General features: G+C 63.8%; 12 protein-coding genes. 3 read left to right on the top strand and 9 right to left on the bottom strand.

All coding sequences use genetic code 11. The features are described from left to right. Positions 1–12 precede the first annotated feature (12 nt). The 4 genes from eda to zwf form a co-directional block, all read right to left on the bottom strand. Positions 13–654: a bifunctional 4-hydroxy-2-oxoglutarate aldolase/2-dehydro-3-deoxy-phosphogluconate aldolase gene (eda, locus tag L0F51_RS15815; protein ID WP_234630118.1), complete on the bottom strand. Its 642-nt coding sequence runs from the start codon at positions 652–654 to the stop codon at positions 13–15. 126 nt (positions 655–780) lie between these two features. Further along, positions 781–2,622 (bottom strand): phosphogluconate dehydratase, encoded by a 1,842-nt coding sequence (gene edd / locus L0F51_RS15810; protein ID WP_234630117.1) that lies wholly within the window; start codon positions 2,620–2,622, stop codon positions 781–783. A gap of 15 nt (positions 2,623–2,637) precedes the next feature. Beyond that, positions 2,638–3,336: a 6-phosphogluconolactonase gene (gene pgl, locus L0F51_RS15805; RefSeq protein WP_234630116.1), complete on the bottom strand. Its 699-nt coding sequence runs from the start codon at positions 3,334–3,336 to the stop codon at positions 2,638–2,640. After that, positions 3,336–4,814 carry a glucose-6-phosphate dehydrogenase gene (zwf, locus tag L0F51_RS15800; protein ID WP_234630115.1) on the bottom strand — a complete coding sequence of 493 codons (1,479 nt, stop codon included), beginning with the start codon at positions 4,812–4,814 and terminating at the stop codon, positions 3,336–3,338. Before zwf ends, pgl begins: the two co-directional genes overlap by 1 nt. A gap of 148 nt (positions 4,815–4,962) precedes the next feature. Between zwf and L0F51_RS15795 the strand changes: the two genes are divergently transcribed. Then, positions 4,963–5,715 (top strand): ABC transporter ATP-binding protein, encoded by a 753-nt coding sequence (locus L0F51_RS15795; RefSeq protein WP_234630114.1) that lies wholly within the window; start codon positions 4,963–4,965, stop codon positions 5,713–5,715. Here the strand turns inward: L0F51_RS15795 and L0F51_RS15790 are convergent. Further along, positions 5,637–6,023 carry a helix-turn-helix transcriptional regulator gene (locus L0F51_RS15790; protein ID WP_234630113.1) on the bottom strand — a complete coding sequence of 129 codons (387 nt, stop codon included), beginning with the start codon at positions 6,021–6,023 and terminating at the stop codon, positions 5,637–5,639. The genes L0F51_RS15795 and L0F51_RS15790 overlap by 79 nt on opposite strands. A 194-nt stretch (positions 6,024–6,217) precedes the next feature. Between L0F51_RS15790 and L0F51_RS15785 the strand changes: the two genes are divergently transcribed. After that, positions 6,218–6,955 (top strand): cytochrome c biogenesis CcdA family protein, encoded by a 738-nt coding sequence (locus tag L0F51_RS15785; protein WP_234630112.1) that lies wholly within the window; start codon positions 6,218–6,220, stop codon positions 6,953–6,955. 32 nt (positions 6,956–6,987) lie between these two features. Here the strand turns inward: L0F51_RS15785 and L0F51_RS15780 are convergent, their stop codons facing one another. Further along, entirely contained in the window at positions 6,988–7,899 is a 912-nt protein-coding gene (locus L0F51_RS15780) for a sugar kinase (RefSeq protein WP_234630111.1), read from the bottom strand. An 80-nt stretch (positions 7,900–7,979) separates the two neighbouring features. On the opposite strand from L0F51_RS15780, the gene L0F51_RS15775 reads away from it, so the two are divergent. Continuing rightward, positions 7,980–9,134 (top strand): AbrB family transcriptional regulator, encoded by a 1,155-nt coding sequence (locus tag L0F51_RS15775; RefSeq protein ID WP_234630110.1) that lies wholly within the window; start codon positions 7,980–7,982, stop codon positions 9,132–9,134. An 8-nt stretch (positions 9,135–9,142) separates the two neighbouring features. Here the strand turns inward: L0F51_RS15775 and L0F51_RS15770 are convergent, their stop codons facing one another. The 3 genes from L0F51_RS15770 to L0F51_RS15760 are packed head-to-tail and all read right to left on the bottom strand — an operon-like array spanning position 9,143 to position 12,117. Continuing rightward, positions 9,143–9,673 carry a DUF934 domain-containing protein gene (locus L0F51_RS15770; RefSeq protein WP_234630109.1) on the bottom strand — a complete coding sequence of 177 codons (531 nt, stop codon included), beginning with the start codon at positions 9,671–9,673 and terminating at the stop codon, positions 9,143–9,145. A gap of 55 nt (positions 9,674–9,728) precedes the next feature. After that, positions 9,729–10,472, bottom strand: a complete 744-nt coding sequence (locus L0F51_RS15765; RefSeq protein WP_234630108.1) for a phosphoadenylyl-sulfate reductase — start codon at positions 10,470–10,472, stop codon at positions 9,729–9,731. Next, a complete protein-coding gene (locus tag L0F51_RS15760) occupies positions 10,459–12,117 on the bottom strand; it encodes a nitrite/sulfite reductase (RefSeq protein ID WP_234630107.1) in 1,659 nt (552 codons plus the stop codon). Before L0F51_RS15760 ends, L0F51_RS15765 begins: the two co-directional genes overlap by 14 nt. Between the last annotated feature and the right edge of the window lie 34 nt (positions 12,118–12,151).

Raw genomic sequence — 12,151 nt, 5'->3', positions numbered from 1 at the left:
AGCGGCGAGAGTTCATGGCTTGCGCAGGTTGACGGCCTCTCGGGCGAGGCTTTCGATCTTCGCCCAATCGCCGGCGGCAATCGCCTCCTTCGGCGCGAGCCAGGAACCGCCCACGCAGGCGACATTGGGAAGCGCGAGATAATCGCCGGCATTGCCGGGATTGATGCCGCCCGTCGGGCAGAAACGGATCTCTCCGAGCGGCGAGACGAGGGATTTGAGGTAGGCGGCGCCGCCGGCCGCCTCGGCGGGGAAGAATTTCTGGTGATGGTAGCCGGCTTCCACCAGTGCCATCGCCTCCGACGGCGTCGCAGAACCCGGCAGGCCCGGCAGCACGCAATGACGCGCCGCTTCCAGAAGCTGCGGGCTCATGCCGGGCGACACCCAAAAACGCGCGCCGGATCGTTCCGCACGCTTCAGATGGTCGGGGGCGAGAACGGTGCCGACACCGACCGCGACCTCTTCGACCTCCTCCACGATACGCCGCACGGCCTCGAAAGCGGCTTCAGTCCTGAGCGTAATCTCGATCGTGGAAATACCGCCGGCGTGAAGAGCGCGCGCGAGCGGCACGGCAACCTCCGCATCGTCCAGAATGAGAACGGGAACGACGGGCTGTGCGCCGAGAAGGCTTTCGAGTTCTTCGGTCTTGTGATGCATCGTCTCTGGTCTTCTTTCCTGAATTCGCCCAGCCCCCCGCGGGCGTGATACCCACGATCTTCGCCTATCTAGGACTTCCTCCAAGAAGGCGAGCGCGACCTCTGCGCACGCCCCCTCTTTTGCGCGTCAAGCGGCCTCGGTGACGGCGGCAGGTCGGATGACACCTGCCCCCTCTTCGGCATCGCCCGCCATGGTGCGGAAGGCGGCGAAGAGTTCGCGCCCCATGCCGAACTGGTTGCCGGAGAGATCGCCCGTCTCAGCCTCCCGCGCCGACCATTCCGCCTCGTCGACAAGGGCCGAGAGTGTGCCGGCCGTCGCATCGACACGGACGACATCACCGGTTCTGAGCTTTGCGATCGGACCGCCAGAGACGGCCTCCGGTGTGACATGGATGGCGGCAGGCACCTTGCCGGAAGCGCCGGACATGCGCCCATCGGTGACGAGGGCCACTTTGAAACCGCGGTCCTGCAGCACACCGAGTTGCGGCGTAAGCTTATGCAGCTCCGGCATGCCATTCGCCTTCGGCCCTTGGAAGCGCACGACAGCAACGAAATCGCGATCGAGCTCACCCGCCTTGAAGGCCGCAAGGAGATCCTCCTGCGAATGAAACACGATCGCAGGCGCCTCGACGATATGCCGCTCCGGCTTGACGGCGGAAACCTTGATCACGGCGCGGCCGAGATTGCCAGTGAGAAGCTTCAAGCCGCCCGTCGCCTGGAAGGGATTGGCAGCGGAGCGCAAAACATTCTCGTCGTGGCTCGTCTCCGGCGCCTCGCGCCAGGTGGCCTCGCCCTCGGCGTCGAGCACCGCCTCGCGGCGATATTGCGAAAGGCCACCGCCGGCGACCGTGCGCACATCCTCGTGCAGAAAGCCTTCATCGAGGAGCGTGCCGATCAGATAGCCCATGCCTCCGGCCGCGTGGAAATGGTTCACGTCGGCAAGACCGTTCGGATAAATGCGCGTGACGAGCGGAACGACCTCCGAAAGCGCGGCGAAATCCTCCCAATTGACGACGATTCCGGCGGCCTGTGCGATCGCCACGAGATGCAGCGTGTGATTGGTCGAGCCGCCGGTCGCGTGCAGGCCGACGATGCCGTTGACGATCGCCTTCTCGTCGATGATCTCGCCGACCGGGGTGTAGTCGTTGCCGAGAGCGGTGATGGCGAGCGCCCGCTTCGCTGCCGCGCGCGTCAGCGCGTCCCGCAGCGGCGTGTTCGGATTGACGAAGGAGGCTCCGGGCAGGTGCAGGCCCATGATCTCCATCAGCATCTGGTTGGAATTGGCCGTGCCGTAGAAGGTGCAGGTGCCGGGTCCATGGTAGGATTTCGATTCCGACTCCAGGAGCTCCGCGCGCCCGATCTTGCCTTCGGCGTAGAGCTGGCGGATGCGTGCCTTTTCGTCGTTGGGAAGACCCGACGGCATCGGCCCTGCCGGCACGAAAACCGCCGGCAGATGCCCGAAGGACAGCGCCGCGATCGTCAAGCCGGGAACGATCTTGTCGCAAATGCCGAGAAAGACGGCGGCATCGAACATGTTGTGCGACAGCGCGATCCCGGCCGCCATGGCGATGACGTCGCGCGAGAAGAGCGACAGATCCATGCCCGTCTGTCCCTGAGTGACGCCATCGCACATCGCCGGCACGCCGCCCGCGACCTGTGCCACACCGCCCGCCTCGTGCGCCGCCTTGCGGATCACGTCGGGAAAACGCTCGTAAGGCTGATGCGCCGAGAGCATGTCGTTGTAGGCCGTGACGATCGCGAGATTGGGCGTCGTATCGCCGGCGAGCGCCGCCTTGTCGGATGCAGCGCAGGCGGCGAAGCCATGGGCGAGGTTGCCGCACGACAGGGTCTGACGGCGCGGACCCGCATCGCGGGCTTTGTGGATGCGATCGAGATACGCCTGACGCGTTGAGGCCGAGCGCGCCGCGACGCGTTCCGTCACGGCTGCGATTTCGGAGCGAACTGACATAAGAACTCCTTCGCCTTACGGCGCATAGAAGATTTCGGTGGGGACCCGGTCCTGTCTCAAGATAGCGCGGATCGGCATCTCTTCGATGTCGCCGTCAAGGCGCGCTTTGTCGAGGACGGCGCGTTTCTCCTCGCCTTCGATATGCAGGATCAAGGTCTTGACGCTGAGAAGCCGGGGCAGAGTGAAGGTGATGCGTGGCTCGCCCGCTGCCTCCGCACGCATCGGCAGGAGCGGCAGCTCCTGTGCCGGATCGATGGCCGCGGCGAGATTGTCCCCGCCCGGGAACCAGGAGGCGGTGTGGCCGTCCGATCCCATGCCCATGACGACGACGTCGAAGGTTTCCGGCAATGCTTCGGTCGCAAGCGTCGCCGCACCCACGCCATCCTCCGGCGTGTCTGCTCCCGTATAAAGCGGAATGAAGCGGGCGGCTTTGGCCGGGCCTTTGCCGAAATGCTCGGCCACGAGCCGTGCGTTGGACCGCTCGTGCTCTACCGGCACCCAGCGCTCATCGACGAGCGTAACGAAGACTTTCTCCCAAGCGAGCGGACGCTGCGACAGGACCTCGAAAAAGAGCTTAGGCGTGGAGCCGCCGGAGAGTGCCAGGCTCGCCACGCCGTTCTTGGCAATACCTGCGGCAAGGGTGCGCTCCGTGAGGTCGGCAAGACTTTCGGCGAGTGCGTCCCGGTCCTCGAAATTGTGCCAGTTATGCACCATCAATCGGTATCCTCATGCCAGGTGCGGCCGTCACGCTCGATAAGGGCGATGGCAGCCGACGGTCCCCAGGTGCCCGCCGTGTAGGGCACGGGCGGACTGCCGTCCTCGTCCCAGGCATTATGGATCGGATCGGTCCACGCCCAGGCGGCCTCCACCTCATCGCGCCGCATGAACAGCGTCTGGTTGCCGCGAATGACGTCCAGGAGCAGCCGCTCATACGCATCGGGATAACGCTCCTGGAAGGATTCTGCGAAGCTCATATCGAGCGGCACGTAATTGAGACGCATGCCGCCCGGGCCCGGATCCTTGATCATGATCCACTGCTTCACGCCTTCGTCCGGCTGCAGGCGCAGGACGAGCCGGTTCTGCGAAATGACGCCGGAATCCTTGGGAAAGATGGAGTGTGGGATCGCCCGGAAGGTGATGACGATCTCCGAGACCCGGTCGGCGAGCCGCTTGCCGGTCCTCAGATAGAAGGGCACGCCGGCCCAACGCCAGTTGGCGACCTCGACCTTCAACGCCGCAAACGTTTCCGTGCGGCTGCGCTTGTCGCCGATCTCCTCCGCATAGGAGGGAACCGCGCCGCCTTCCGCAGCACCGGCGCGGTACTGGCCGCGCACCGTCAGGCGGTCGTAATTCGTGGCATCGATCGGCTTCAGCGCTCGGAGAACCTTGAGCTTCTCGTCGCGGAGCGAATTGGCATCGAAAGAATCGGGCGGCTCCATCGCGACGAGGCACAGAAGCTGGATCATATGGTTCTGCACCATGTCGCGGAGCGCGCCGGACGTGTCGTAATAATCGCCGCGCGAGCCGACCCCGATCGATTCGGCCACCGTGATCTGCACATGATCGATATGGGCAGAGTTCCACAGAGGCTCGAAAAGCGTGTTGGCGAAGCGCAGAGCCATCAGGTTCTGCACCGTCTCCTTGCCGAGATAATGATCGATGCGGAAGACTTGGCTCTCGTGAAAGGCCTGAGCGACGGCATCGTTGACCTTGACCGCAGAGGCGAGATCGCGCCCGACCGGCTTTTCGATAACGACCCGCGAATTGGGCGTCACCAGCCCGTGCTGGGCGAAACGCTGACACAGATCGTCGAAGAGGTTCGGAGCGACCGCGAGATAGAAGGCGCGCACACGCTCTTTATCGCGATCGAGCTCATCGCGCAGCGCGTCCCAGCCGTCGTCCGACAAGGCATCGAGCGAACGGTATGAGAGCATTCCGAGAAAAGCGTCGAGCGTTTCGCGCGAGCGCTCGCCTTCCGGTACGAACTCCGTCAGCGCCTCTTCCGTCATGGCGCGATAATCATCGTCGCTCATCTTGCGGCGGGAGGCCGCGATGATCCGCCCTTCGGCGGGAATCTGGCCATCACGCATGCGGTGATAAAGGGCAGGAAGGAGTTTGCGGCGGGCGAGATCGCCCGTTCCTCCGAAGACGATATAATCGAAGGGCTCGACCGGGATGACGCGGTAGGTCATGAAGACAGCCTGCAGAGAAGAAAGAAGCGACAACTTGTCCCAGCGTTCCGCCACATTCCCCAGTCTCGGTCAAGGGAGCCCCTCTGGTGCGGGCATGATAAGTGGCACGAACTCCGGATCTCCCGGTGCACGTATCGCGGCCAAGAGCGTGAGCAAGACCTTTGCCGACGGCCTCAGCACACTGGAAGCCGTGTCTCTCGAGGTCGAGCCCGGGGAATTCGTCGCGCTTCTCGGCCCGTCCGGCTGCGGCAAGACCACGTTTTTGCGGGTTGCGGCGGGCCTGGAGCCGTTGAGCGAGGGCCGCATCACTGTCGAGCGTGCTGCATCCGATCGGCCCGCCGAGATCGGCTACGTCTTTCAGACGCCGACCTTGATGCCCTGGGCAAGTGTCCTTGCGAATGTCCGCCTGCCGCTCACCTTGCGCAAACAGCCGCGAAAATCGGCCGACGCAGATGCGAAAGCCGCGCTGGCGAATGTCGGCCTCGCCGATTTTGCCGAGGCATTGCCGCGCCAGCTCTCCGGCGGCATGGCGATGCGCGCCTCGCTCGCACGCGCGCTGGTGACGAAGCCGAACCTTCTGCTTCTCGACGAACCGTTTGCGGCGCTCGACGAGATGACCCGTTTTCGCCTCGGCGACGAGCTCATGGCGCTGCAGGCAGAGCAGCAGTTCACCGTGCTTTTCGTCACGCATTCCCTGTATGAGGCGGCGTTTCTGGCGGACCGCATCGCCGTCTTCTCGCCGAGACCAGGCCGCATCATCGGTGAGGTGAAAAACACCGCAGCGCGCCCACGCCGGCCGGATTACCGGACCAGCCAGCCTTTTCAGGAGCTGGTGGAAGAGCTCCGCCGGCTCCTCTCCGGCAACGCGGAGCCTTCATCTTCGCCACAGAACATGTCGTAGATGACGTCGATGAGCCGTCGGGCTCGCCCGGAGGCGAGGCTGTAAAAGATCGTCTTTCCCTCGCGGCGGGTCGCCACCAGCCCTTCCAGGCGCAGACGCGCAAGCTGTTGCGACACCGTCGGTTGGCGCAGCGCCAGGAGCGTTTCCAGCTCCGTCACCGATTTTTCGCCGTCGGCCAGATGACACAAGATCATCAGACGGCTCTCATGCGACAGCGCCTTCAGGAAGGCGCTCGCCGCGGCCGCCTTTTCGGCAAGGCTCGGCAGTTCGGGCTCGTCGGTCTCTGTCAGCGTTCTTGCAAGAGGCATTGGGGTCCTGGCCAGCTCTCGTCAGCGATGAGGTCGCGCGCTATGGTCGCTTCGCCCGCGACATCGCAGCGCGGTACCATAACGTTCTCTTGAATCTCTTTTTATCGCCATCCGAGCCATATGTAGAGGAACTTCAAACTTTGCCCAAGCGCTGAATGCGCAGGGCGCAACCTTCGCATCCCAGAGGACAGACCGTGCTCGACATCACCTGGGTCGGCGCCTTTATCGGCGGCCTCTTATCTTTCGTCTCGCCTTGCGTTCTTCCGATCGTTCCGGCCTCGCTGTGCTTTATCGCCGGCGTGTCTCTTGATGAGCTTTCAGGTCAGGGGGACGTTCCTTCCGGCCTGACGCGCAAGGTCTTCACCGCCGCCCTGGCCTTCGTGCTGGGCTTCACGACGGTCTTCGTGCTGTTGGGCATGACGGCCTCCGGCATCGGCCGGCTCCTGGCGGAATACAAGGACTGGCTGGCGATCGTGGCAGGCGTCGTGATCATCGGCTTCGGCCTGCATTTTCTGGGGCTTCTCCGCTTCGGTTTCCTCTATCGCGAGGCGCGTTTCCAGGTGCGGGAGAAGCCACCGGGGCTCTTCGGCGCCTATCTGATCGGCCTCGCCTTCGCCTTTGGCTGGACGCCCTGCGTCGGCCCGGCTCTCGGCACCATCCTCGCCCTTGCCGGACGCGAGGGCTCCGCCCCCGAAGGGGCGCTCCTTCTCTTCATCTATGGCATGGGTATGGGCTTGCCGTTCCTGATTGCGGCGCTCTTCGCCGGCCCCTTCTTGCGCTGGGCCTCCGGCTTCCGCCGCCACATGGCGACGGTGGAAAAGGCGATGGGCGGTCTCCTCGTCCTGACCGGCATTCTCTTCCTGACCGGAGATATGGCGAGCCTGTCTTATTGGCTCCTGGAGACCTTCCCTTCCTTGCAGACGATCGGCTGAGGTCGCCTCCAGCCCCCTGACGGCGTCAGCCGTCAGGCCTCCTCTCGCGGAATGAGCGCCCCGCGCACCATGATGACGCGACGCGCCAGGGCCTGTCCCCGTGCAACGGCAACTTCGGGTTCGGTCCCCTGCAGACGGGCGGCGAGATAGGCCGCATTGAAGCTGTCGCCCGCCGCCGTCGTATCGACGGGAACGACCTTCTCGCCGATCGGAACCTCGACCTCACCACCGTCATGGCGCACGAGCACGCCCGCGTCGCCACGCTTCAGGACGATCTCCTCTGCCCCGAAATCCTGCAGGGCGGCCATGACGTCATCATCGGTATCGAGTTCCCACAACAGCCTTTCATCGTCGCACGACGGCAGAAGCAGCGTGGCAAGCGGCAGGAAGCGGCGGAAGACGGAGCGAGCCCGCTCGATATCGCCTGCCCACAAGGCCGGACGATAATTGCTGTCGAAAGCGATTTTCGTCCCCGCCTGCCGCGCGCGTTTGAGCGCCGCTTCAAAACGTTCGAGCCCCGCGTCGGAATAGATGCCGAGCGTGATCCCGGAGAAATAGATCCATTCCGCCGCCTCCATTGCCGCTTCGATACGCGAACTCTCCTCGAGCTCGAAGAGCTGACGGGCCGGCGCATTCTGCCGCCAATAGAAGAACCGCCGCTCACCGTCCGAATCAGTTTCGATCGCGTAAAGGCCCGGAAGCCGCTCCGGCACACGCAGGACGGCATCTACGGAAAGACCTTCCACCTGAGCGAGAGAGACGATCGCCCCGCTGAACGGGTCATCCCCGCCAAGGGCCGTCGCATAGCCCGTTTTGACCCCCTCGCGTGCGAGATAAACGGCCGTATTGAAGGTATCGCCACCATATTGGATGGCGTAGGAACCCAAGCTAGTTTTGAATAGCTCGATCATGCACTCGCCGATCGACAGCACCCGCACACCCATTTCGATCCTCTCCTCCCCTCCGGCTCCTCATTTGGCGCCGTTCCCAGAGCTTCCTGAAATCGTTGTGGAATACCAAAGGATTGTCTGACAAGCCCGCCCCCGACTCCCTCGGCCCCTCTCCGGCGCAACCAGCGTCTCCCCGATACCGCCGCGCTCTCGCCTCCAGCCTTGGGCCGTTCAAGCGCGAGCGCTTCCCCTATCGCAAATTCATCACCGCGCTCGCTCTCGGTGGCGCGGGGGGCTCGCTGTTTTACTATTTCAGCCTGCCTCTCGCCTGGATGCTCGGGCCGATGACCTTCTGCACCATCGGTGCGCTTTTGAAGGCGCCGATCGCAGCACCCTCCATCGTGCGCCCCCCGATGATCATCATCATCGGCGTTCTGCTGGGATCTGGTTTCCGGCCGGATTTGATGGGACATCTGGCCGACTGGATCCCGACACTTCTCGGACTCGTCCTGTTCGTCGCCGTCTCTGCGGTCTTGTGCATCACCTATTTTCGTGTGGTGGCAGGCTTCGACTGGGTGACGGCCTATTTCTCCGGCATGCCGGGAGGTCTCGTCGTCATGACGGTGCTCGGAGAAGAGCGCGGCGGTGACGGCGGCATGATCGCGCTCGTCCATGCCGCGCGCATCCTTCTCGTCGTCATGACGCTGCCGTTCCTGGTCGAATGGCTTTCCGGCGAGACGATCACGAGCGGGACGGGCAGCGCCGGAGCCGGGACACCCTTCATCGAGGGAGCCTTCTGGTTCCTCGTCTCGGCCGTCTTGGGCGTCATCATCGGGCGCCTGTTTCGCTTTCCCTCGCCCGAGATGATCGGACCGATGACGGTCAGCGCCGCCATTCATCTCTCCGGCGTCACGCATTTCGTCCCGCCCTATGGGCTGGTGATCGCCGCACAGCTCGTTCTCGGCACGGTCATCGGCTGCCGCTTCCGCTCGACGCCGGCGGCAACAGTGCTGAAGGTGATGCTTCTGTCACTGGGCTCGACCGTCATCCTGCTCACCGTGACCTACGGCTTTGCCTACACGATCGGACACTTTACGCGTTTCGACGCGCTCGCCTTGATGCTCGCTTATTCGCCCGGTGGCTTGACGGAGATGAGCCTCGTCGCCCTCTCGCTGCAGGTGGAAGTCGCCTTTGTGGCGACGCATCACATCGCCCGGATCTTGATCGTGCTCATCACCTCAAACGCCGCCTTCGGCCTCATCTCGCGGCTCCGCAAGCGCAAGACCTGAGCGTTGGCTCAGCGCAACGAGGCTTCGCGGATCGCCGGGCGCCGCGCCCAGGAACGCCCGGCTACGGCCGCCTCCGCGCCCTGACCGGGCTGGTAGAAGAGATCGACGCCAGGCAGCGCTCCGCGCTCGAGGGCGGCAATCGTTGGCTTGTTGCGCACCAGAAAACTGTCGAATCCACAGCGCAGCATCAGCGGGATCTGATCGATGAGGACGTCGCCGACGGCGCGGACCTCCCCGGAGAATCCATGACGGGAGCGCAAGATCTCGGCCTTCGAAAACGAGCGTCCATCGGTGAAGGCCGGGAAATCGAGCGCCACGAGCTCAAGGCCTGCCAGATGCGGCACGAGGAGATCGACCGGTTCACCGGCGCTCAGAAGCGCGCCCATCGGAGTGAGGCGCGCCTCCGCCACCACCTCGTCCAGGCGGGCGGCGGGCAGAATGACTTTGTCTTCCGCCACGACGGCCTCATCAGCCTGGAGGAGGCGCCATTCATCGGCGGCAAAGCCGCCCTTGCGCCAAAGGCGCGTCTCATCACTCATGGTCATGTCCTGAGGGCCATTTCTTGAGATCGCTCCGGTCGACGACCGGCTCGCATCACGGAGCGAGATGGATGCCGCATTCGGTCTTGTCGCGCCCGCGCCAGCGCCCTGCCCGCTCATCCTCGCCCGGCTTGATGCGCGACGTGCACGGCATGCAGCCGATCGACGGATAGCCTTCCGCCACCAGCGGATGGCGCGGCAGGTCGAAACGCTCGAAATAGGCGCGGATATCTTGAGGGCCCCAGCCGGCAAGCGGATTGACCTTGAGCCTGGGCCCGTCGACCTCGAAGGCCGGCATGCGCGCCCGGGTGGCGCTCTGGTGGCGCTTGCGGCCGTTCATCCAGGCCGAAAAGGGCTGAAGAGCACCGGCGAGCGGCAAGGTCTTGCGCAGATGGCAGCAGCGATCGGCATCCTGCGAAAACAGCATCCCCACCGGATCTTCGCGTTTGAGATCCTCCGGGTCGGGCTTGATCAGCCGCACATCCTTGAGACCGAGTGTCTCCGTCAGCGTCTCGCGATAGCGGTGCGTGGCCGGGAAATGCTTGCCGGTGTCGATGAAAAGCACCGGCGTCGATGGCTCGATCTCCGACAGCATGTGCAGCCAGACGGCCGATTCGGCGCCGAAGCTCGTCACAGCCGCGATATCGTCGAGATCGAACTCGTCGAGTGCGATGCGCAGGATCTCCTGTGGTGTCGCATCGCCGTAGCGCGCCTCAAGGTCGGCGGCACGCGCGGCGACATCGCCATCGCACGCACGGCGCGGCCCCGCTGATCCTGTTGCAGGCTCAAACGGTCGCATAGAGCGCCTCCTTGAAGGGTTCCTGCCCCAGCCGCCGGTAAGCGGAGAGAAAACTCTCTGTCTCATCCAGCCGAAGATCGAGATACCGATCGACCAGGGTTTCAACTGCATCAACTACCTCCTCGGACGAGAAGCCCCGGCCAACGATCTCGCCGATGGTGGTGGTCTCATCGCCCGACCCCCCGAGCGTGATCTGGTAGAATTCCTGGCCCTTCTTCTCCACCCCCAAAATGCCGATATGGCCGACATGATGGTGGCCGCAGGCGTTGATGCAGCCCGAAATCTTGATCTTCAATTCCCCGATTTGCCGCTGTCTATTTGGATCTCCGAAACGTTTGGAGAGGTTCTGAGCGACCGGAATGGAGCGTGCATTGGCGAGCGCGCAGTAATCGAGCCCCGGGCAGGCGATGATGTCGGTGATCAGCCCGGCATTGCCCTCCGCGAGGCCGATCGCGACAAGTTGATCGTAGACCGCTTTGAGATCGTCGAGCGCGACATACGGCAGGACGAGATTCTGCTCGTGGCTGACACGGATTTCGCTGTGGCCGTAACGTTCGGCGAGATCGGCGATCGCATCCATCTGGTCGGCGGAAGCATCGCCCGGCACCGCTCCGATCGATTTCAGCGAGATCGTCAGGATGGCATGGCCCGGCAGTTTGTGGGCTTCGACATTGCGGTCGACCCAAGCTGCAAAAGCACGATCTCCTGCGCGCGCCCGCTCAAAAGCCTCCGAACGCGCCGGACGTGGCTCGAGCGTGGGAAGCGCAAAATACGCGTCAATCTTACGAGTATCCTCGGCCGGAAGCGTCAGGTCGCGGCCCTGAAGCTCGGTGAATTCGCGCTCGATCTCCCCCTTCAGTTCCTCCGTTCCCGTCTCGTGAACGAGGATCTTGATGCGCGCCTTGTATTTGTTGTCGCGTCGCCCGTGCAGATTGTAGACGCGCAGGATCGCCGTCACATAGGCGAGAAGGTCGGCCTCAGGCAGGAAGTCGCGCACCTTCTTGGCGATCATCGGCGTGCGCCCCTGGCCGCCGCCGACATAGACGGCGAAGCCGAGGGCGCCCGATTGGTCTCGCTTCAGCTGGAGGCCGATATCGTGCGTCTGGATAGCGGCGCGGTCCCGCTCCGACCCGATGAGGGCGATCTTGAACTTCCGTGGCAGGAAGGAAAACTCCGGGTGGATCGACGACCACTGCCGGAGGATTTCGGCATAGGGCCGCGGATCGGCGATCTCGTCGCCGGCCGCACCGGCAAAATGATCGGCCGTCACGTTGCGGATGCAATTGCCCGAGCTTTGGATGGCATGCATCTCCACGCTCGCGAGGTCGTCGAGGATCGCAGGGATATCGACGAGCCGCGGCCAGTTGAACTGGAGGTTCTGGCGCGTGGTGAAGTGCCCGTAGCCGCGATCATACGTGCGCGCGATATGGGCCAGCATGTGCATCTGCCGCGCCGAAAGGGTGCCGTAGGGAATGGAGATACGCAGCATATAGGCGTGGAGCTGCAGATAGACGCCGTTCATCAGCCTGAGCGGCTTGAACTCGTCTTCCGAAAGCTCTCCGGACAGCCGCCGCTCCACCTGCCCGCGGAATTGCCGGATCCGCTCCTGCACGAAGCGGTGATCGAATTCATCGTAGCGATACATGAGACTTCCGTTCGCTGAAAAAAAGGAGAGAGCG

Source organism: Afifella sp. H1R, from assembly GCF_021462425.1.
Classification (GTDB): Bacteria; Pseudomonadota; Alphaproteobacteria; order Rhizobiales; family Afifellaceae; genus Afifella; species Afifella aestuarii.
Note: the sequence above shows the minus strand (reverse complement) of the source record. Positions and strands in the feature narration are given on the sequence as shown.